Source organism: Kitasatospora sp. NA04385, from assembly GCF_013364235.1.
Lineage (GTDB): Bacteria > Actinomycetota > Actinomycetes > Streptomycetales > Streptomycetaceae > Kitasatospora.
Genome location: NZ_CP054919.1, coordinates 8,249,943 through 8,268,860 on the forward strand (window position 1 = coordinate 8,249,943; position 18,918 = coordinate 8,268,860).

Genomic DNA, 18,918 nt, shown 5'->3' on the forward strand with positions numbered 1-18,918 from the left:
AATGACTTCTGTCCAGACCAGCCCGCACCCCGCCGCCCCCGCGGCGGACGTCCGCCGCTTCCCCGCCGACTTCCTGTGGGGCAGCGCCACCTCCGCGTACCAGATCGAGGGCGCGGCGCACGAGGACGGGCGCGGCGCGTCGATCTGGGACACCTTCTGCCGCACGCCCGGCAAGGTGCACCGGAGCGACACCGGCGACGTGGCCGCCGACCACTACCACCGCTGGCGCGAGGACGTCGCCCTGATGAAGGAGCTGGGCCTCAACGCGTACCGGTTCTCGGTGTCCTGGCCCCGGGTGCAGCCGACCGGGCGCGGCCCGGCGGTCGAACGCGGCCTGGACTTCTACCGCCGCCTGGTGGACGAACTGCTGGAGGCCGGCATCACGCCGCTCGCCACGCTCTACCACTGGGACCTGCCGCAGGAGTTGGAGGACGCCGGCGGCTGGCCCCGGCGCGCCACCGCCGAGCGCTTCGCGGACTACGCCCGGCTGGCGGGGGAGGCGCTCGGCGACCGGGTGCGGCACTGGACCACCCTGAACGAGCCGTGGTGCTCGGCCTTCCTGGGCTACGGCTCGGGCGTGCACGCCCCCGGCCGCACCGACGCCGGCGACGCGCTGCGCGCGGCCCACCACCTCAACCTGGCCCACGGCCTGGGCGCGGCCGCGCTGCGCTCCGTGCTGCCGCGCGGCGCCGAGCTCTCGGTGTCGCTCAACCTGCACCAGGTCCGCCCGCTCACCACCAGCCCGGCGGACCTGGACGCCGCCCGCCGGATCGACGCGGTCGGCAACCGGATCTTCCTCGGCCCGATGCTGCACGGCCGCTACGACGATGACCTGCTCGCGGACACCGCGCACCTGGTGGACTGGGACGAACTGGTGCACCCCGGCGACCCGGCGCTCGCCGCCGCCCCGATCGACCAGCTCGGCCTGAACTACTACACCCCGGCGGTGGTCTCGGCGGGCGGCGGCGTCCGCAACGACGCGCACGGCCGCAGCGAGCACAGCCCGTGGTCGGGCGCCGAGGCGGTGGCCTTCCACCAGCCGCCCGGCGAGGTCAGCGCGATGAACTGGAGCATCGACCCGTCCGGCCTGCGCGACCTGCTGGAGCGCATCCACCGCGAGCGCCCCGGCCTGCCGGTCGTCATCACCGAGAACGGCATGGCCTGCGAGGACTACGTCTCGCCCGACGGCACGGTCAACGACACCGAGCGGATCGCCTACCTGCACCAGCACCTGGGCGCCGTGCACGAGGCCATCGGGGCCGGCATCCCGGTGGCCGGGTACTTCGCCTGGTCGCTGATGGACAACTTCGAGTGGGCGTACGGCTACGCCAAGCGCTTCGGCCTGGTCTACGTCGACTTCGCCACCCAGCGCCGCACGCCGAAGAACAGCGCGCACTGGTACGGCCGCACCAGCCGCCTGGGCGGCCTGACCCTCCTGCCCTGAAGGAGCGCCCGCAGATGCGAACGATCCTGCGCCGTCTCGGCTTCTACCTGCTGGCCGGCTTCGCGGCGGTGACCGCCAACTTCTTCCTGGCCCGGCTGCTGCCCGGCAGCGCGCTGCAGAACGTGCTGTCCAAGCTGCGCTCGGCCAACCTCGACCAGGAGGCGATCAAGGCCCTGGAGGCCCAGTACGGCGGAGGCCACGCGAGCCTGGTCTCGCAGTACCTGACGTACCTGAACCACCTGCTCCACGGCGACCTCGGCGTCTCCACCTCGCAGTCCTCGCCGGTGGCGACCATCCTGGGCGAGACCCTGCCCTGGACGCTCGGACTGGTGGGCACGGCGACCGTGCTGGCCTTCCTGGTCGGCACGGTGGGCGGCATCGTGATCGGCTGGAAGCGCAGCGGGCTGCTGGACGGCCTGCTGCCGGCCACCACCTTCTTCCAGTCCGTGCCGTACTTCATCCTGGCCTTCCTGGTGATGATGACGCTGGGCTTCTTCGGCGGCCTCTTCCCGTACCAGAACGGCTACGACATCGGCCGGGACGCCGACCTGACCCCGGGCTGGAACGGCCCGTTCGTGCTCAGCGTGGTCGAGCACGGCGCGCTGCCGGTGCTGACCGTGGTGCTGGCCTCGCTGGCCGGCTGGGTGGTCGGCATGCGCAACCTGATGATCACCACGATGGACGAGGACTACGTCCTGGTCGCGGCGGCGAAGGGCCTGCCGCAGTGGCGGGTGGCGGCGGTGGCCGCGCGCAACGCGATCCTGCCGACCATCGCCAACTTCGCGCTGTCGATCAGCCTGGTGGTCACCGGCTCGCTGGTGACCGAGATCGTCTTCACCTACCCCGGCGTCGGCTGGCAGATCTACCAGGCCGTCCTCACCGGCGACTTCCCGCTGCTCCAGGGCATCCTGCTGGTCGTCGTGTTCACCGTGCTGGCCGTGAACCTGCTCGCGGACATCGCCTACGTCGCCCTCGACCCCCGCGCCCGCAAGGAGGCCTGAGCGATGCCCCGGATGCTCCGCTCCCGCAAGGTGGCCACCGGCCTGGTGCTGCTGCTGGTCCTGCTGCTGCTGGCCCTGGTCGGGCCGCTGCTCGCCCCGCACGCACCGGACTTCCAGGCCAACCGCAGCAGCGGCCTGCCGCTGCCGCCGTCCGCCGAGCACTGGCTCGGCACCGACCAGCAGCAGCACGACCTGTTCTCCCGGCTGCTGTCCGGCGGCCGCGACACCCTGCTGATCTCCTTCCTGGCCGGCGCGCTCGCCAACGTGCTGTCCGTCCTGGTCGGCGTCACCGCCGGGTACCTGGGCGGCCTGGCCGACGAGGTGCTCTCCGCGCTGACCAACATCTTCCTGGCGCTGCCCGGCCTGCTGATCCTGATGGTGATCATGAAGCCGCTGCCGCCGTCGGAGACCTCGAACCCGCTGCTGATCGGCTCGGTGATCGCGGTCACCGCGTGGGCCTGGGGCGCCCGGGTGCTGCGGGCCCAGACCATGGCGCTGCGCGGCCAGGACTACGTCGAGGCGTCCAAGGTCATCGGCGAGCGCACCTGGCGGATCATCCTCTTCGAGGTGGTGCCCAACCTGCTGCCGATCCTGGCCTCGGCGTTCATCTTCACGGTGATCTACGGCATCGGCACCTACACCGCGCTGGCCTGGCTCGGCGTGATCAGCCCGGCCTCGGTGACCTGGGGCACGGTGCTCAACGAGGCCCAGGCGTCCGGCGCGGCGATCAACGGCTACTGGTGGTGGTACCTGCCCCCGGCGCTGGCGGTGGCCCTGGTCGGCATCGCGCTGGCGCTGATCAACTTCGGCATCGACGAGGTCACCAACCCCCGGCTGTCCTCGGTCCGCACCGGCCGGGCCGCCAAGGTCCGCTTCCGGCTCGGCCTGACCCCGGTGCTGCGCACCGCGACGGAGCCGCGCACCGCGACGGAGCCGCGCACCGCGACGCCGCCGAGCGAGCGGGACGAACCGCCTTCCGCGGAGGGCGAGTTCACGCCCACGGCGGTGCGGACCGCCGCGAAGAGCGGAGACCCGAAGACCCTGGAGGCCCAGCCGTGACCGGCGAACCGATCCTCGAAGTGCGCGACCTGTGCGTCGACTACGGCCTGGGCGACCGGGCGGTGCGCGCCATCACCGACGCCGGCCTCACCCTGCACCGGGGCGAGGTGCTCGGCCTGGCCGGCGAGTCCGGCTCCGGCAAGTCCACCCTGGCCTACGCGCTCACCCGGCTGCTGCGCGCCCCCGGCGTGATCACCGGCGGCGAGGTCCGCTTCCACGGCCGGGACGGCTCGCTGGACCTGCTGGCGGCGGACGCGGCCGAACTGCGCCGGGTGCGCTGGAACCAGATCTCGGTGGTCTTCCAGAGCGCGATGCACGCCCTGAACCCGGTGGCCCGGATCGACGCCCAGCTGACCGACGCGCTGCGGGCGCACCGCGCCCGGATGACCGAGGCGCAGCGCGCCGAACGGGCGGTGGAACTGCTGCGGCTGGTCGGCATCAGCGCGGACCGGCTGCGCAGCTACCCGCACGAGCTGTCCGGCGGCATGCGGCAGCGGGTGATGATCGCGATGGCGCTGGCGCTGGACCCGGAGATCGTCATCATGGACGAGCCGACCACCGCGCTGGACGTCGTCACCCAGCGCGAGATCCTCACCGAACTGCTGCGGCTCAAGGACGAGTTGGGCTTCGCGATCGTCTTCATCACGCACGACCTGTCGCTGCTGGTCGAGCTGGCCGACACCATCGCGATCATGTACGCGGGACGGCTGCTGGAACGCGGCCCGGCCCGGGAGCTGTTCGAGGGCCCCCGGCACCCGTACACGGTCGGGCTGCTGGACTCCTTCCCCGCGCTGCACGGCGAACGGGTGCGGATGGAGGGCATCCCCGGTTCGCCGCCGGCCCTGACCGCGCTGCCCACCGGCTGCTCCTTCCACCCGCGCTGCGCGTTCGCGCTGGAGCGCTGCGCCGTCGACGTCCCGCCCGCCACCGTGCCCGCGGGCGGCTCCGCCGAGCGGCTGGCCGCGTGCTGGCTGCACGGGGACGGCCGTGAACTGCCGGCACCGCTGGCCCGATCCCTGGGGAGGAACCTGTGACCGGCACCCTCGACCCCGCCGCACCGCGCGTGGTGCACGGCCCGAAGCGGCCCGGCGTCCCGGCCCTGGAGGCCCGGAACCTGACCAAGCACTTCCCGGTGCACCGCGGGCTGCGCGGCGGCGCGGTGGTGCACGCCGCCGAGGACATCTCGCTGGCGCTGCCCGAGGCGACCGTGACGGCGGTGGTGGGCGAGTCGGGTTCCGGCAAGTCCACGCTGTCCCGGCTGCTGACCCGGCTGATCACCCCCACCTCGGGCGAACTGCTGCTCGACGGGGAACCGGTGGGCACCTCGGCCGCGGCGCGCCGGGCGTACACCAGCCAGGTGCACCTGGTCCTCCAGGACCCGTTCTCCTCGCTGAACGGCGTGCACGGCGTCCGCCACCACCTGGAGCGGCCGCTGAAACTGCACCGCAAGGCGCGCGGCGAGCAACTCGACGCACTGGCCAAGGAGTTGCTGGAGCGGGTCAGCCTCACCCCGGCCGACCGCTACCTCGACAAGTTCCCGCACGAGCTCTCCGGCGGGCAGCGCCAGCGGGTCGCCATCGCGCGCGGCCTGGCGGTGCGGCCCCGGGTGCTGCTGGCGGACGAGCCGGTGTCGATGCTGGACGTCTCGATCCGGCTGGGCGTGCTCAACCTGCTGGACGAGCTGCGCGAGCGCGAGCGGCTGGCCATCCTCTACGTCACCCACGACATCGCCTCGGCCCGCTACCTGGCGGACACCGTGGTGGTGATGTACGCGGGCCAGGTGGTGGAGTCCGGCCCCGCGCAGCAGATCACCGACTCCCCGGCCCACCCGTACACCCGGCTGCTGCTGAGCGCCGCGCCGGACCCGCACCGGACCGGGCCGGTGGTGCTGCACGGGCGCGGCGCGCCGCCGAGCCTGATCGACCCGCCGCGCGGCTGCCGCTTCCACCCGCGCTGCCCGCTCGCGATGCCGGTCTGCGCCGAGAGCGCGCCGCCGACCCTGCCGGCCGGGCCGGACCAGGTCGCGGCCTGCTGGCTGCTGAGCCCGGACCACCTGGCGGCCCCCGCCGACGCCCTGGCCGGCCCCCCCCCCGAGACCCCCTCCGAAACCCCCCTCGAACCAGAGAAGTCGAACCACAGAAGGAGCACGTCGTCATGAGCCGTTCCACCGCTTGGAGAGCCGCCGCCCTGGTCACGGCGATCGGCCTCGGCATCACCGCCTGTTCCGGCTCCGGCGCGGGCTCCGGCAAGAGCGCGAAGGACCGCACCCTGGTGGTGGAGTCCAACCCGGTGCCCTCCTTCACCGAGAACTACAACCCCTTCGACGGCAACTCCTTCGTCACCGTCGCCAACGCCCGCTCGCTGGTGTGGGAGCCGCTGTTCCAGTTCAACACCCTCACCGAGCAGGACCCGATCCCGTGGCTGGCCAAGGGCTACGAGTGGTCGAACGGGAACCGGACGCTGAAGCTGACCCTCACCCCGGGCGTCAAGTGGAGCGACGGCCAGGCGTTCTCCTCGGCGGACGTCAAGTTCACCTTCGAGCTGCTGAAGGCGAACCCGGCGGCCAACGGCGGCGGCGCCCCGCTGCCGAGCGGGATCGAGACGCCCGACGCCGACACCGTGGTGATGACCTTCGACGCCCCGCAGAAGGCCAACTTCGTCGGCATCGCCAACCAGCTGATCGTGCCCGAGCACGTCTGGTCGGGCGTCAAGGACCCGGCCACCGCGGTGATCAAGGCCGACAAGCTGATCGGCACCGGCCCGTACCTGCTGGACAAGTTCACCGCCCAGAACGTCACCTTCAAGGTCAACCCGCAGTTCCGCGAGACCCCGAAGGTCAAGCGGATCTCCTTCCCCGCCTACGCCACCAACGACGCGGCCACCCTGGCGCTCAGCTCCGGCGAGATCGACCTCGCGGGCAACAACATCAACAACGTGCTGAACACCTTCGTCGGGAAGAACCCGCAGCACCACCACCTGTTCCAGAAGGACGCGCCCTACTTCCCGGGGTCCAACACCGCCTCGCTCTTCCTCAACACCGCGAGCGAGAGCGCCCCGGCGCTGGCCGACCCGGCGGTGCGCCAGGCGATCAGCGCCGGGATGAACCGCAAGGCGTACACCAGCCAGTGCGAGACCGACTACGCGCTGCCCGCCACCTCCTCCAGCGGCCTGCTGCTGCCCAACGACGCCAAGGCGCTGGACCCGGCGCTGAAGGACGACCTCAAGCCGGAGGCCGACGCGGCGAAGGTCGACGCGCTGCTGGGCGCGGCCGGCTGGAGCAAGTCCAACGGCAAGTGGACCAAGGACGGCAAGACGATCAAGTTCACCATCATCGACCCGAACTCGTTCACCGACTACTGGTGCGCGGCCCAGGCGATGGCCAAGGACCTCAACTCCCTCGGCTTCGACGTCGACGCCAACGGCGCGTTCGACTTCAACAGCTGGAACACCGCGATCACCACCGGGAAGTACGACGCGGCGATCCACTGGGGCCAGGGCGGCACCGCCTACCAGCGCCTCCAGTACGTGCTGGACCCGCGGATGGGCGCCGAGACCGGCAAGGTCGCGGCGGGCAACTTCAGCAAGTACGCCCCGGCGAAGGCGCTGGACGCGGTGAAGGCCTTCGAGTCGGCGGCCGACCCGGCCGCCGAGCAGGCCGCGCTGCACGACCTCCAGCAGATCATGTCGCAGGACGTGCCCGCGGTGCCGGTCTTCTACGGCCCGGCCTGGTACGAGTACAACGACACCCAGTTCACCGGCTGGCCGAACGAGGACGACCCCTACATGAACCCGTCGCCCAACAGCCAGGCGTACGAGTACATCATCCTCAAGCTGACCCCGCGCGACTGACCCACACCGCAGGGCGGCGGAGCCGCACGCCCACGGGTGGAAGCGCTTCCGGACCCGCCGGACGGGAGCGCTTCCACCCCGCCCCCCCCCGAGTTCCGCGCGCCGCGACGGCCCCCACCGTCCGCACGCGCGCGGCGCACCAACAGCACCACCAGCACCAACAGCACCACAGCACCGAGGCACCACGGCACCACCCCCACCCACCCGTGCCCCGAGGAGGCCGACCATGCGACCCACCGCACGCCCCCGCAACCCCCGGCAGGCCCGCGCCCGCCGCTGGCTGCTCGCCCCGCTCGCCGCGCTCGCACTGACCGTCAGCCCGATCGCCAGCCCCGCCGCCAACGCCGCCATCGGCGGCAGCTTCACCGACAACTTCGACTCCTTCGACACCGGCCGCTGGCACAAGGCCGACGGCTGGAGCAACGGCGGCATGTTCAACGCCGGCTGGCGCGCCGACCACGTCTGGTTCAACGGCGGCGTGATGGGCGAGAACCTCGACACCGCGAGCTGCCCCGGCGGCTGCTCCGGCAAGCCCTACGCCTCCGGCGAGTTCCGCTCCAACGACCTGTTCTCGTACGGGCGTTTCGAGGCCCGGCTCCAGGCGGTCAAGAACCCCGGCACGGTCACCGGGTTCTTCACCTACACCGGGCCGAGCGACAACCAGCCGTGGGACGAGATCGACGTCGAGATCCTCGGCAAGAACCCCACCCAGATGCAGACCAACTACTTCACCAACGGCGTCGGCGGCCACGAGACCGTCATCAACCTCGGCTTCGACGCCTCCGCCGGGTACCACGACTACGCCATCGAGTGGTGGAACCAGGGCACCATCAACTGGTTCGTCGACGGCAAGCTCGTCCACCAGGAGAACGGCTCGCGCGGTGCCCTCCCCACCCACCCGATGCGGCTCATCGCCAACCTGTGGCCCGGCACCGGGGTCGACAGCTGGCTCAACCCGTTCACCTACCCGGGCACGCCGCTCACCGCCCGCTACGACTGGATGAAGTACACCAAGTACTGATCCCGGTAGTGCTCCCGGTGGGGCGGGGCGGCCTCCCGCCCCGCCCCACCGGCGGTCAGCGATCCGCGGTCAGCGGTCCGCGACGTGCAGGTGCGGGGCCGCGTCCGGCGGCCGGTGCCAGGAGGTGCGCAGGCCGCAGGCGGTCAGGGCGGTGCCCACCGCGTGGTGCATCGCCTCCCGGACGGCCGTCGACACCGCCGGGGTGTCCGGCAGTTGCGGGGAGGAGCGCCAGGCCGCGTCGGCGACGGGCACCGTGTCCGCGTCGGCGTCGGCGCCCGGGGACGGCGGGCAGGCCGTGAGCGCGACACCGGCCGCCCGGGCGTGCCGGGCGAGCGGGAGGCCCGCGAGGGCGGCGCCGCGGCGGACGGCGGCGACCACCTCCTCCGGCAGCAGGACCATCGCGGCCGGCTCCCCGGCGGACGCTCCGGGCGCAGCGGCGAACGCCCCGGCCCCGGCGGCGGCCTGGGCGGCGTCCTCGCCGGGGCCGACCAGCGTCGGCCCGTCCGGGGCGGTGCGGGTGGCCGACAGTCCGAGGGCGGGCAGGAACTCGGCGAGCGCGGTCTCGACGCTGTTCACGACCAGCTGCCGGGTCCGGGGCCACGGACTCCCCGACCCGGCACCGGCGGCCGCCGCGGCGTCCTCCAGCCGGGCGGAGCACAGCCAGCGCAGCGTCACCGGCCACCGCTCCCGGTCGGCGGTGCCGCCCGAACCGTCGGTCCCCGTGGCGAACAGGTGCACCCCGGGCCCGTGCCCGCCGTGCGCGACGGGCAGACCGACCAGCAGCAGCGCCTCGACGACCCGGTCGGCCAGCAGCGGATCGACCCGTGCCTCCCGCACCCCGGCCGCCGCCACCCCGTGGACTCCCATCCCGATCCCCCCTCACCCGCGGGGCGCTCCCGCGCGTGTGACTATCCATGAACACGTAAAGTCAGTCAACAGCCCCGGCCCGCACCGGAGACCGGTCCCGCCCGCACGCCGCCCGCACGCCGTCGGCACACCGCCCGCACGCCGCCCGGCCGCTTTTCGGCCCCGGCCCGGACCACCCCGTGGCGGCCCGCCCCGCCCGCACCCTGATAGCGTCCCGCCGTGTCCCCTTCCCGCACCCCGCTGTACGCCGCGGCCGACGTCCACGGCCACCGCGCGGAGTTCCTGGACGCGCTGCGCGCCGAGGGCCTCGCCGACGCCGATGGCCACTGGTGCGGCGGCCGGGCCCGGCTCTGGATGCTCGGCGACTACGTCGACCGCGGCCCGGACGGCATCGGCGTCATCGAGGACATCCGCCGCCTCGCGGCCCAGGCCCGCGACGCGGGCGGCAAGGTGGGCGCGCTGCTGGGCAACCACGAGGTGCAACTGCTCGCCGCGCACCGCTTCGGCACCGCCCCCGTCCCCGGCTGGGACCAGCCCGGCGGCTTCCACGGCGGCTGGTCCCGCTTCGGCGGCCGGGAGTCCGACCTGCGCCGCCTGACCCCCTCCCACCTGGACTGGCTCGCCGCCCTGCCCGCCGCCGCCCTGGTCGACGGCCACCTCCTGGTGCACTCCGACACCACCCAGTACCTCGACCTCGGGACCAGCCTCGACGCCGTCAACACCGCCGCCGCCGACGCGCTGGCCGACGAACGCCCGGAAGCCTGGCTGGAGTTCAGCCGGCTGATGAGCTCCCGCGGCTCCTTCCGGGGCGCCCGGGCCGCCGACCCCCGCGACCCCGTCGCCCGCGTCCTGGACGCCCTCGGCGGCACCGTCCTGGTGCACGGCCACAGCACCCTCACCAAGCACTTCGGCATCCCCCTGGAACACCTCCGGGAGGCCCTGCGCTACGCCGGGGGCCGGGTCGTCGCCATCGACGGCGGCGTGTACGAGGGCGGCCGGATCCTGCTCACCCGCCTGCTCTGAGCACCGGAGACGCGCGGGGGCCCTCCGGGACGCGTCCCGGAGGGCCCCCGCGCGTCCGGCCGCGGTGGCGGCGGGTCAGGAGGTGGGGCAGCGGGTGCCCGCGGCCGGCATGGTGCCGTTGATCAGGAAGCCGTTCACGGCGTCCCGGATGCAGCCGCTCTTGTTGTACGCGGTGTGGCCGTCGCCCTCCCGGGTCAGCAGGGTGGCGTTGGCGAACCCGGCGGCCAGCTTCTCCGACCAGGCGTACGGGGTGGCCGGGTCGCCGGTGGAGCCGACGACCAGGATCGGCGCGCTGCCGACGGCCTTGACGACGTGCGGCTGCTCGGTCGAACGGTACGGCCAGGAGCGGCAGTCCGGGTCGAAGAGCTCCTTCTCGGTGAAGTGCGCGCTCACCAGCGGGGCCTGCTGGTGGGCCGCGGCCAGCGCGGCCTGCAGCCGGTCGGCGCCGGGGGTCTCCGCGCCCGGGTCGGCGCAGTGGATGGCCGTGTAGGCGTCGAACATGTTGCTGTAGTGGCCGTTCTCGTCACGGCCGTTGTAGCCGTCCGCCATGGCCAGCAGGTAGTCGCCCTTCTTGCCGACCATCGCCCAGCCGATCGCGTTGCGCAGGTACTCCCAGGACTTCTGATCGCCGTAGAGCATGCTCAGCGTGCCGCTCCAGCCGGCCGTCTCGGTGAGCTTGCGGTCCTTGCCGACCTTCATCGGGTGGTCGTGCAGGCCGTCCAGGAAGGAGGCGAGCTTCTGCGCCGCCTTGTCCGGGTCCTTGCCGAGGGGGCACTGCGCCTGCTTGGTGCAGTCCGCGGCGAAGGCCTTCAGCGACTTCTCGAAGCCCGCGAACTGCTGCACCAGCAGGTCGAGCTGGTCGGCGGTGGGGTCGACGGCGCCGTCCAGGACGAGCCGGCCGGTGCGGTCGGGGAACTGCTCGGCGTAGCTGGAGCCCAGGTAGGTGCCGTAGGAGAAGCCCAGGTAGTTGAGCTTCGGGTCGCCCAGGGCGCCGCGCAGCACGTCCAGGTCGCGGGCGGCGTCCACCGTCCCGACGTGGGGGAGCAGCTTGCCGGAGTTGGCCGCGCAGGCGTCCGCGAGCGCCTTGCCGTGGTCGTCCGGACGGTCGTCGGACAGCGCCCAGGTGTCGTGCGCGGCGTCGTCCATGCAGTGCACGGCGGTGCTGGCGCCGACCCCGCGCGGGTCGAAGCCGACCAGGTCGTAACGGGCGTTCAGGTCCTTGTAGGCGTCGCCGCTGTACTCGAGCTGCTCGATGCCGGAGCCGCCGGGGCCGCCCGGGTTGAGCAGCAGCGAGCCGAGCCGGTCGGCGCCGGTCGCGGGCTTGCGGGAGAGCGCGACCTCGACGCCCTCGCCGGCCGGGTCCGCGTAGTCCAGCGGCACCTTCAGGCGGCCGCACTGGAACGCGGACTCGTCGATCTTCTCGGTCTTCGGGTCGTCCGCGCACGGCGCCCAGGCGATCTGCTGGGTGTAGAACACCTTCAGCGCGGGGTCGTCGGCGCCGGTGGGCTTCGGGGTCGGGCTCGGCGAGGCCGAGGGGCTCGCCGAAGCGGGCGGCGGGGCGGCGGAGTCCGAGGTGCTGCTGCAGGCGGCGAGCAGGACGGCCAGGAGGGCGGCAGGGAACGCCCGGCGGATCGGCCGGGTGGTACGCATGATCACCGCGTATGACTATCACCCGGTTGCCACGCCGGTCGCGTGATTATCGATCGATTATCGATTCGTCATCAAACTGCTGCCGGGCGGCCGCTCCCACCCGTGCCCCCCCCGGGTGCCGACGCCTGTTCCCCGTGGCCGGAGAGCACCTCGTGCAACCGCTCCGCCGTCCCCCGCGGCCGGAAGGCGTACCCGTTGTGCCCGCCGGGGAACCCCGCGCACGGCACGCCCAGCTCCGCGGCCAGCAACTCGCCGCACCGGCGCGGCCAGACCCGCCCGGAGTTCTCGCCGACCCCGGCCACCACCCGCACGCCCGAACCCTTCAGCGCGCCCAGGTCGAGCAGGTGCCCCGGCAGCGTCGGCACGTCGTACCGCAGCAGGAACCCGGCGTTGCGCACCTGCTCCGGCCCCCGCGCCCGGGCCGGGGCGTCGGGCTCCCGGTCGGCCGGGTCGATGCCCGCGAACCGGGCGAACCGGCGCAGCGCGGCGTCGACCCCCGCCGCCTCGAACGCCTCCCGGGCCCCCAGCAAGTCCCGTACGGCCGAAGCCCGTTCGGGCTCCGGCAGCAGCTGGACGGCCGCCGGCTCGTGCGCGACGACCGTGCGGACCCGGCCGGGGTGCCGGATCGCGAACTCCAGCGCCACCAGGCCGCCGAGACTGCTGCCGAAGACCAGCGCGGGCTCCGGGGTGAGCGCCGCCAGCAACCGTGACACGTCATCGGCGTGCACCGCCACCGTGGTCCGCTCCGGCTCCTCGACGGTGCTGCCCGACAGGCCGCGCCGGTCGTAGGTGACCACCGTGTACCGGTCGGCCAGCCGGGCGGCCAGCGCGTCGGTCGCCCCCGCGTCCCCGTGGCCGCCGGCCACGAGCAGCAGCACCGGGCCCGCCCCGCGGACGAAGTGGCGCAGCCGGGCACCCGGCACCTCCAGCACGGACTCCCTCATCGGACGCTCTCCTCCACTCGTCGGCGCCGGGCACCCCCGGCCTGCTCCGACTATGGCCGCCCCGGCGGCGCCCGTGGAGCGGAGCGCCTGCCCTAGGAGCGCCGCTCCCAGGCAGCGCGGCCACGGGGGGTGACGCCGGGTCGGGTGCTTTCCGTCGGTGTTTTCGGTCCGGTGTTTTCGGTCCGGTGTTTTCCGCCCGTCAGGTGTCGGCGTCGGCGTCGGCGTCGGTGTCGGTGGCGCTGTCGGCCCTGCCGCCGTCCGCGTCGACGTCCACCGCGGCCCGGATGCGTCCCAGCAGGGTGCGCAGCTGCTCGCGCTCCGCGGCGTCGAGCGCACCGGTGGCCGCGGCCAGGGCGGCCCGGTCCAGCTCCTCGGCCTCCCGGTGGCGGCGGGCGCCCTCCTCGGTGAGCGTCAGCAGGAACGCCCGCCGGTCCGTGGGGTGCCGGACGCGTTCGACCAGGCCGTCGCGCTCCAGGCTGTCGACGATCGTGGTGGTGGTGCGGGGCGCGTTGCCCACGTGCTCGGCGAGGTCGCGCATCCGCAGCGGCTCGCCCGCGAGGGCGAGGACGCGCAGGGTGCGCAGCCGGGCCACCGAGGCGCCGTGCTCGCGCAGCCTGCCGTCCACGAAGGTGCGCAACCGGTGCGTGGTGGCGAACAGTTCGTCCACCAGGACGTCGCTGCTGCCGAACCGCTGCCGTGCCGCCGGTTCCTCTGCCATGCCGTGCCTTCCCCATCCTCGCGAGGGCCCGCCGGACCCTCCGGTCCGGCGAATCCCTCCGGTCCCTCGGGTTCCGTGGGCCCGCAGCTTTCTGAGCACCATCATAGTGAGTATGCTCAGCTTTCATGAGCACCCGCTTGAGCCAGCGCCGTGTCGTGCCCATCATGGCCGTCCTGACCACCTTCATCTGCATCATCGACGGCGCGATCACCACCGTTGCGCTCCCCAGCATCGCCCGGCAGTTCGCCCTCACCCCGGCCGCCCTCACCGGCGTCGTCGTGGTCTACCCGGTCTGCCTGGGCATGGTGATCCCGGCCTCCGCCTGGCTGGTGGAACGCCACGGCGGCCGCCGCGCGCTGCTGCTGTCGCTGGCCGCCTTCACCGCCGCCAGCGGCCTGTGCGGCGCCGCCCCGAACCTGACCGCCCTGGTCGCCGCCCGCGCCCTGCAGGGACTGGCCGCCGGCCTGCTCATGCCCACCTCGCAGGCCCTGCTCTTCCGCACCTTCAGCCAGGCCGAACAGGTCCGGCTGTCCCGGCTGATGGTCATCCCGCAGCAGATCGCCCCCGCCCTCGCCCCGCTGCTCGGCGGCCTGCTCGTCACCAGCCTGTCCTGGCGCTGGGTGTTCTACGTGAACGTCCCCTTCGGCACCGCCGCCGTCCTGTTCGGCGCGTTCTTCCTCGCCGAGCACCGCGACCACGCCGCCGGCCGCCTCGACCTGCCCGGACTGCTGCTGTGCGCCGCCGCCACCGGCACCCTGATGTACGGCGTCTGCGCCGGACCGGACCTCGGCTGGGACCGCCCGCAGGTGATCGGCGCGCTCGCCGTCGGCGCCGTCCTGCTCGCCGCCGCCGTCCGGCAGCAACTGCGCGCCCCCGAACCGGTCCTGCGGCTGCGGCTGTTCCGCGACCGGCTGTTCCGCGACACCAACCTGGTCAGCCTGGTCGGCTACGTGCCGATGATGGGCGCCATGTTCCTCGGCCCGCTCTTCATCCAGGAGGCCCGCGGCGGCTCCGCCCTGGACAGCGGCAGCACCACCTTCACCGAGGCGTTCGGCGTCCTGGTCACCATGCAGGTGGTCGGCGCCGTCTACCACCGGGTCGGCCCGCGCCTGATCATCGGCACCGGCCTGCTCGGCGTCGCCGGCGTCATGCTGCTGTTCGCCACCGCCGACGCCGACACCGGCCTGTGGACCTTCCGCTGCTACATGTTCCTGCTCGGCCTGGCCATGGGCGGGGTCTTCATCCCCACCACCATCGCCTCGTTCAGCACCGTCGACCGCGCCGACGTCGCGCACGCCGCCACCCTGAACACCGTCGTCCGCCAGACCGGCAACGCGCTCGCCCCGGCCGTGGTCACCTCCGTCCTCGTCCTCGGCGCGAGCGGCACCCGGCGGGTTCACCCACCGCTGGCCTCCTACCAGCTCAGCTACTTCGTCCTGGCCGCCGTCGCCGTCGCCGCCGCCCTCTTCGCCTTCACCATGCCCGACGGCCCCGCCCGCACCGCGACCCCCGCCACCTCCCGCCCCACCGGCCCGCGGGCGGCCGGGCCGCGACCCCGGCAGAAGGCGGGCCGACCGGGCCGTTGAGGGCGGGCCGTCACCCCCGGCCGCCCGCCGCGTAGAGTGGCCGCCCGCCCACCGGAGAGGACGATCGCGTGCCCGAGCGTTCCAGCATCCTGTACGTGACCGATCTCGCCTACCCGGCGCGCGGCCGCCGCTACTGCGACGAGGACATCCTCCTCACCGCACGCCTGCGCGAGCACTTCGACCTGGCCCTGTGCCACCCGAAGGACGCCGCCGCGCTGATGTCCGGCTTCGACGCCGTCGTGGTCCGCAACAGCGGCCCCGTCCTGCACTACCGGCAGCAGTACGACGAGTTCCGCCAGCGGGCCGCCGCCCGCGGCACCCGGGTCTACAACCCGCTCACCGGCCGCGGCGACATGGCCGGCAAGGGCTACCTCCTCGACCTCACCGCGGCCGGGTTCCCCGTCATCCCCACCATCGACCGCCCCGAGGACCTCGGCCTGCTGCCGCCCGCCGACCGCTACCTCGCCAAGCCCGCGGCCGGCGCCGACTCGATCGGCCTCACCCCCGTCGACCGCGCCGACCTGCCCCGGCTCGACTGGGCCGGCCTGCTGCTCCAGCCGCTGGTCGACTTCCGGTACGAGGTCTCCTTCTACTTCGTCGACCACGCCTTCCAGTACGCCCTGTACGCCCCCGACCCGTCCCGCCGCTGGGAACTGACCCCCTACCGGCCGACCCCGGACGACCTCGCCTTCGCCCGCCGCTTCATCGACTGGAACACCCTCGACCACGGCATCCAGCGGGTGGACGCCTGCCGCACCACGGCGGGCGACCTCCTACTGGTGGAACTGGAGGACCTCAACCCCTACCTGTCCCTGGACGCCGCCACCCCGCAACAGCGCGAGGACTTCGTCACCGCACTGACGGCCTCGCTGCACCGCTTCCTGCGCACCGGCGGGGACGACTCCCGCCCCGCGCCCGCCTAGCGCCCTGACCGGCAACGTCCACCGGTCGGGCCCGGGGTAGCCTGCGCCCGTGAAGGTCTATCCCCTCTGGCACATCAGCCACCAGAACGAAGCCGGTCCGGACGGCGTGACGATCCACCTCGACGACGGCGGCGTGTTCATCGACGAGCAGGACGGCGACGACGTCAAGCTGCTGGGCGTCTACTCGTCCGAGGCCGCGGCGGAAGGGCGGATGCGGCGCGCGCGTCTCCTCCCGGGCTTCGTCGACGAGCCGGACTGCTTCCGGATCGGGGAGTACGACCTCGACGAGGACCACTGGACCGAAGGCTTCGTCCGGGTGCCCGTCCCGGGCGTCGCCTGAACGACCCCGCAGGGCGGGCCGGTCGCGCCGCTCCGGTGAGCGCCGCGTCACGCTCCCGCGCGTCCGCCGCGCGGCCGAGGCTGCCCAAGACCGCCGGTCCTGTCGCGGCCAGTGAACCCGGCGAACCCGGCGAACCCTCTCGGTCACAGCACGGGGAACCGTCCGCCCGTCCGCCGCGCTTTGGCATCCCCGCGCTTTGGCATCCCCGCGCTTCGGCACCGCGGAGCTTCGGCACCGCCGGGCCCGGCACGGGCGACGAAGCCCGGCCGGCCCGTCAGGGCAGCGGGCCGGCCAGCAACCGGGCGGCCAGTTCGTGCAGTTCGGCCACCAGTTCGTCCGGCACCCCGTCGCCGTGCGCCACCTGGTCCTCCGCGCGGTACAGCCATCCGCGCACCGCCCACAGCGGCGAGCCGGGGTCGTCGGCGGGGCACAGCACGAGACCGACCCGCTCGGCCGCCGCCAACGGATCGACGCGGCCGTCCAGCACGTCCCGCAGGCAGTACCGGGCCAGTGCCCGGTCCCGGGCCGCGCCGTCGGCGGGCAGCCGCAGCACCGCCCAGAACTCCTGCTCCAGCTCGTCCAACAGCCGGCGCGCCTCCGGGACGTCCCACTCCGGCAGCGCCCCGAGCTCCCACAGGCGCGCGCTGTCCACCCCACCGGCCAGCGCGGCCCGAGCCGCCGCCACCGCCGCCGCGGCCGTCTCCGGCCCGCTGCGGGCCGCGCGCTCCAGCAGCACCCGGCGCAGCGGTTCCAGGGCCCGATCCGATTCCATGCCGCGAGCGTAACCACCCGCCCCGGCGCCGCCCCCGCCACCCTCACCGCTCCCGGGCCGCAGCGCGGAAGCCGGTGGCGGGGCGCTCGGCCCGGGCTCAGCGGTCGGCGGGGGCGCCCCCGGCCGGGGCGAGGGGGAAGCGTTCCAGCACCGTCCAGTCGATCGTCCACCCGACCGCCCCGCCCGTCGGTGTTGCGGCCGGGCGCCAGAACACCTCCACCAGGGCGACCTGGCGCAGCGTCAGCGGGGCGTGCCCGGGCCGGACGCGGTGCAGCAGCACCGTGAGCGGATCGGTGTCCGTGTCGGCGGCCGCGTAACCGGCGCTGAGGTGGAGCACCCCGAGGCGGTAGCCGGTGGAGCCGGGGCCGCGGACGGAGTGGATCGCGGCCCGCACCCGCCGCTGCAAGGCGGCGAGCTCGCCGTCCGGATGGAGGTCGATCAGCACCCCCCGGGGCGTCGCCACGGCGGACCCGGCCAGCAGCCCGATCTCGGCCGTCCCCGCCAGGGCCGCCCGCAGCGCGCCCGCGAGTGCCGCCCGCTCCGGCTCCGGGACGTCCCGGGCCGGCGCGTCGGTGACCATGTCCAGCGTGACGTGCAGCCGGTCGTCGGCGATCGGCACGACGGGCGCCCCCGACACCGCCGCGCGCACCCCGTCCACCAGCGCCCCCAGCGCGGGCTCCGCGCCCACGTCCGGCAGCGCGTAGACCTGTAGCACCCGCAGCCCCTCCGGCCACGCCACCGTCCCGAACACCGGATCGAAACGCCGCAACGCCCCCACCCCTCCCGCTCGCCCGCCCCGTCCCGCCGTACCTACCCCGCCCCCGCCCCCGCCGACCCCCGGGAACCGGACAGGCGCCGCCAGGCCGGGGCCGCTGCCGGGGGCACCCCTTCGGGGAGAACGCGGCGAGGTGCGGGAAACGGGACGCCTGCCGATGCTGGATCCATGATCGAAGCCAAGGGACACACCGGCCAGGTCACGTTCGACGGCGAGTACGTCACGATCACCCGCAAGGGTTTCGTGGCACGGATGTCGGTCGGCAAGGGCGAGAAGCGGATCCACGTTTCGCAGATCACGGCCGTCCAGTGGAAACCGCCCGGGGCACTGGTGAACGGGTTCATCCAGTTCACCCTGCCGGGCGGCACCGAACGGCGCTCCGGGTTCGGCAGCCAGACGAGCAGTGCGACCACGGACGAGAACAGCGTCGTCGTCCTGAAGAAGCAGGTTCCCGAGTTCGAGAAGCTCCGCGCAGCGGTCGAAGAAGCCATCGCCGGCCAACACCGCCCCGCGGCCTCGTCCTCGCTGGCCGACGAACTCGCCAAGCTCCAGCAGCTCGCGGACTCCGGGACGCTGTCCGCCCAGGAGTACGAGGCCGCCAAAGCCCGCGTCCTGGGCACGTAGACCGATCGGCTCCGACCCCCTCCGCACCGGTCTTTGGCCGGTCTTCGCCCGCAGCGACAGGTGGGGCCCCGGGAGCGTTTCGACTGCTCCTCGGCGGAGTTCGTCCGTCGGACGCCGACCGACCCGAAGCACCCCCACTCCCTCGCGGAGCACTGCGAGACCCACTGGTTCGCCTCTGCCGTGTCGGAGCCGGGCCGTGACCAGCGGGTGCGCATAGCCTGGGACGGCCCGGAGCCGGGCCGGACGAGCGGTCCGCGGCTCGCCGGGACCGGCTTCCGGGAGCTCCGGCGCTGCGAGTCCGGTGCCGGGGCGAGTCGGTGCG

18 protein-coding genes are annotated in these 18,918 nt (G+C 73.8%); 12 read left to right on the top strand and 6 right to left on the bottom strand.

The genetic code is table 11. The annotated features are described in order from the left end of the window. Nucleotide 1: 1 nt before the first annotated feature. From HUT16_RS36605 to HUT16_RS36635, 7 genes are all read left to right on the top strand, one after another. Nucleotides 2–1,444, top strand: a complete 1,443-nt coding sequence (locus HUT16_RS36605; RefSeq protein WP_176192297.1) for a GH1 family beta-glucosidase — start codon at nucleotides 2–4, stop codon at nucleotides 1,442–1,444. A 14-nt stretch (nucleotides 1,445–1,458) separates the two neighbouring features. Further along, nucleotides 1,459–2,445 (top strand): ABC transporter permease, encoded by a 987-nt coding sequence (locus tag HUT16_RS36610; RefSeq protein ID WP_176192298.1) that lies wholly within the window; start codon nucleotides 1,459–1,461, stop codon nucleotides 2,443–2,445. Between the two features lie 3 nt (nucleotides 2,446–2,448). Then, nucleotides 2,449–3,504, top strand: coding sequence for an ABC transporter permease (locus tag HUT16_RS36615; protein ID WP_176192299.1), 1,056 nt, complete (start codon nucleotides 2,449–2,451; stop codon nucleotides 3,502–3,504). Then, nucleotides 3,501–4,538 carry an ABC transporter ATP-binding protein gene (locus HUT16_RS36620; protein ID WP_176192300.1) on the top strand — a complete coding sequence of 346 codons (1,038 nt, stop codon included), beginning with the start codon at nucleotides 3,501–3,503 and terminating at the stop codon, nucleotides 4,536–4,538. The genes HUT16_RS36615 and HUT16_RS36620 overlap by 4 nt, the downstream gene beginning before the upstream one ends. 29 nt (nucleotides 4,539–4,567) lie before the next feature. After that, nucleotides 4,568–5,662, top strand: coding sequence for an ABC transporter ATP-binding protein (locus tag HUT16_RS36625; protein WP_217712209.1), 1,095 nt, complete (start codon nucleotides 4,568–4,570; stop codon nucleotides 5,660–5,662). Further along, a complete protein-coding gene (locus HUT16_RS36630; RefSeq protein ID WP_176192301.1) occupies nucleotides 5,659–7,353 on the top strand; it encodes an ABC transporter substrate-binding protein in 1,695 nt (564 codons plus the stop codon). The genes HUT16_RS36625 and HUT16_RS36630 overlap by 4 nt, the downstream gene beginning before the upstream one ends. Before the next feature lie 226 nt (nucleotides 7,354–7,579). Further along, the gene (locus tag HUT16_RS36635; RefSeq protein WP_176192302.1) at nucleotides 7,580–8,374 is read left to right on the top strand and encodes a glycoside hydrolase family 16 protein; all 795 of its coding nucleotides are present in this window, start codon (nucleotides 7,580–7,582) and stop codon (nucleotides 8,372–8,374) included. 69 nt (nucleotides 8,375–8,443) lie between these two features. On the opposite strand, the gene HUT16_RS36640 is transcribed toward HUT16_RS36635, so the two are convergent. After that, nucleotides 8,444–9,241, bottom strand: a complete 798-nt coding sequence (locus HUT16_RS36640; RefSeq protein ID WP_176192303.1) for a hypothetical protein — start codon at nucleotides 9,239–9,241, stop codon at nucleotides 8,444–8,446. Between the two features lie 219 nt (nucleotides 9,242–9,460). On the opposite strand from HUT16_RS36640, the gene HUT16_RS36645 reads away from it, so the two are divergent. Next, a complete protein-coding gene (locus HUT16_RS36645; protein WP_176192304.1) occupies nucleotides 9,461–10,264 on the top strand; it encodes a metallophosphoesterase in 804 nt (267 codons plus the stop codon). A 75-nt stretch (nucleotides 10,265–10,339) separates the two neighbouring features. Here the strand turns inward: HUT16_RS36645 and HUT16_RS36650 are convergent, their stop codons facing one another. From HUT16_RS36650 to HUT16_RS36660, 3 genes are all read right to left on the bottom strand, one after another. Continuing rightward, nucleotides 10,340–11,914, bottom strand: a complete 1,575-nt coding sequence (locus HUT16_RS36650; protein ID WP_254898177.1) for an alpha/beta hydrolase — start codon at nucleotides 11,912–11,914, stop codon at nucleotides 10,340–10,342. 71 nt (nucleotides 11,915–11,985) lie between these two features. After that, nucleotides 11,986–12,858, bottom strand: a complete 873-nt coding sequence (locus tag HUT16_RS36655) for an alpha/beta fold hydrolase (RefSeq protein ID WP_176192306.1) — start codon at nucleotides 12,856–12,858, stop codon at nucleotides 11,986–11,988. Nucleotides 12,859–13,057: 199 nt separating this feature from the next. After that, a complete protein-coding gene (locus HUT16_RS36660) occupies nucleotides 13,058–13,576 on the bottom strand; it encodes a MarR family winged helix-turn-helix transcriptional regulator (protein ID WP_176192307.1) in 519 nt (172 codons plus the stop codon). A 125-nt stretch (nucleotides 13,577–13,701) separates the two neighbouring features. Here HUT16_RS36660 and HUT16_RS36665 point away from each other — a divergent pair, with 125 nt between their 5' ends. The 3 genes from HUT16_RS36665 to HUT16_RS36675 all read left to right on the top strand — a co-directional run bounded on the left by HUT16_RS36665 (nucleotide 13,702) and on the right by HUT16_RS36675 (nucleotide 16,425). Beyond that, nucleotides 13,702–15,162 carry a DHA2 family efflux MFS transporter permease subunit gene (locus tag HUT16_RS36665; RefSeq protein ID WP_176192308.1) on the top strand — a complete coding sequence of 487 codons (1,461 nt, stop codon included), beginning with the start codon at nucleotides 13,702–13,704 and terminating at the stop codon, nucleotides 15,160–15,162. A gap of 68 nt (nucleotides 15,163–15,230) precedes the next feature. Further along, nucleotides 15,231–16,085: a hypothetical protein gene (locus HUT16_RS36670; protein WP_176192309.1), complete on the top strand. Its 855-nt coding sequence runs from the start codon at nucleotides 15,231–15,233 to the stop codon at nucleotides 16,083–16,085. A 49-nt stretch (nucleotides 16,086–16,134) separates the two neighbouring features. Next, nucleotides 16,135–16,425: a hypothetical protein gene (locus HUT16_RS36675; protein ID WP_176192310.1), complete on the top strand. Its 291-nt coding sequence runs from the start codon at nucleotides 16,135–16,137 to the stop codon at nucleotides 16,423–16,425. Between the two features lie 274 nt (nucleotides 16,426–16,699). Here HUT16_RS36675 and HUT16_RS36680 read toward each other — a convergent pair whose 3' ends face one another. Next, nucleotides 16,700–17,197, bottom strand: coding sequence for a hypothetical protein (locus tag HUT16_RS36680; RefSeq protein WP_176192311.1), 498 nt, complete (start codon nucleotides 17,195–17,197; stop codon nucleotides 16,700–16,702). A 97-nt stretch (nucleotides 17,198–17,294) separates the two neighbouring features. Then, nucleotides 17,295–17,966 (bottom strand): 2'-5' RNA ligase family protein, encoded by a 672-nt coding sequence (locus HUT16_RS36685; RefSeq protein WP_176192312.1) that lies wholly within the window; start codon nucleotides 17,964–17,966, stop codon nucleotides 17,295–17,297. 174 nt (nucleotides 17,967–18,140) lie between these two features. Between HUT16_RS36685 and HUT16_RS36690 the strand changes: the two genes are divergently transcribed. Continuing rightward, nucleotides 18,141–18,596, top strand: a complete 456-nt coding sequence (locus tag HUT16_RS36690) for a DUF4429 domain-containing protein (protein WP_176192313.1) — start codon at nucleotides 18,141–18,143, stop codon at nucleotides 18,594–18,596. Nucleotides 18,597–18,918 lie beyond the last annotated feature (322 nt).

What these genes read in the sequence shown, in the direction of transcription:
- HUT16_RS36605 (WP_176192297.1), top strand. Translation starts at nt 2, where the DNA reads ATGACTTCTGTCCAGACCAGCCCGCACCCCGCCGCCCCCGCGGCGGAC.
- HUT16_RS36610 (WP_176192298.1), top strand. Translation starts at nt 1,459, where the DNA reads ATGCGAACGATCCTGCGCCGTCTCGGCTTCTACCTGCTGGCCGGCTTC.
- HUT16_RS36615 (WP_176192299.1), top strand. Translation starts at nt 2,449, where the DNA reads ATGCCCCGGATGCTCCGCTCCCGCAAGGTGGCCACCGGCCTGGTGCTG.
- HUT16_RS36630 (WP_176192301.1), top strand. Translation starts at nt 5,659, where the DNA reads ATGAGCCGTTCCACCGCTTGGAGAGCCGCCGCCCTGGTCACGGCGATC.
- HUT16_RS36635 (WP_176192302.1), top strand. Translation starts at nt 7,580, where the DNA reads ATGCGACCCACCGCACGCCCCCGCAACCCCCGGCAGGCCCGCGCCCGC.
- HUT16_RS36640 (WP_176192303.1), bottom strand. Translation starts at nt 9,241, where the DNA reads ATGGGAGTCCACGGGGTGGCGGCGGCCGGGGTGCGGGAGGCACGGGTC.
- HUT16_RS36650 (WP_254898177.1), bottom strand. Translation starts at nt 11,914, where the DNA reads ATGCGTACCACCCGGCCGATCCGCCGGGCGTTCCCTGCCGCCCTCCTG.
- HUT16_RS36655 (WP_176192306.1), bottom strand. Translation starts at nt 12,858, where the DNA reads ATGAGGGAGTCCGTGCTGGAGGTGCCGGGTGCCCGGCTGCGCCACTTC.
- HUT16_RS36660 (WP_176192307.1), bottom strand. Translation starts at nt 13,576, where the DNA reads ATGGCAGAGGAACCGGCGGCACGGCAGCGGTTCGGCAGCAGCGACGTC.
- HUT16_RS36665 (WP_176192308.1), top strand. Translation starts at nt 13,702, where the DNA reads ATGAGCACCCGCTTGAGCCAGCGCCGTGTCGTGCCCATCATGGCCGTC.
- HUT16_RS36680 (WP_176192311.1), bottom strand. Translation starts at nt 17,197, where the DNA reads ATGGAATCGGATCGGGCCCTGGAACCGCTGCGCCGGGTGCTGCTGGAG.
- HUT16_RS36690 (WP_176192313.1), top strand. Translation starts at nt 18,141, where the DNA reads ATGATCGAAGCCAAGGGACACACCGGCCAGGTCACGTTCGACGGCGAG.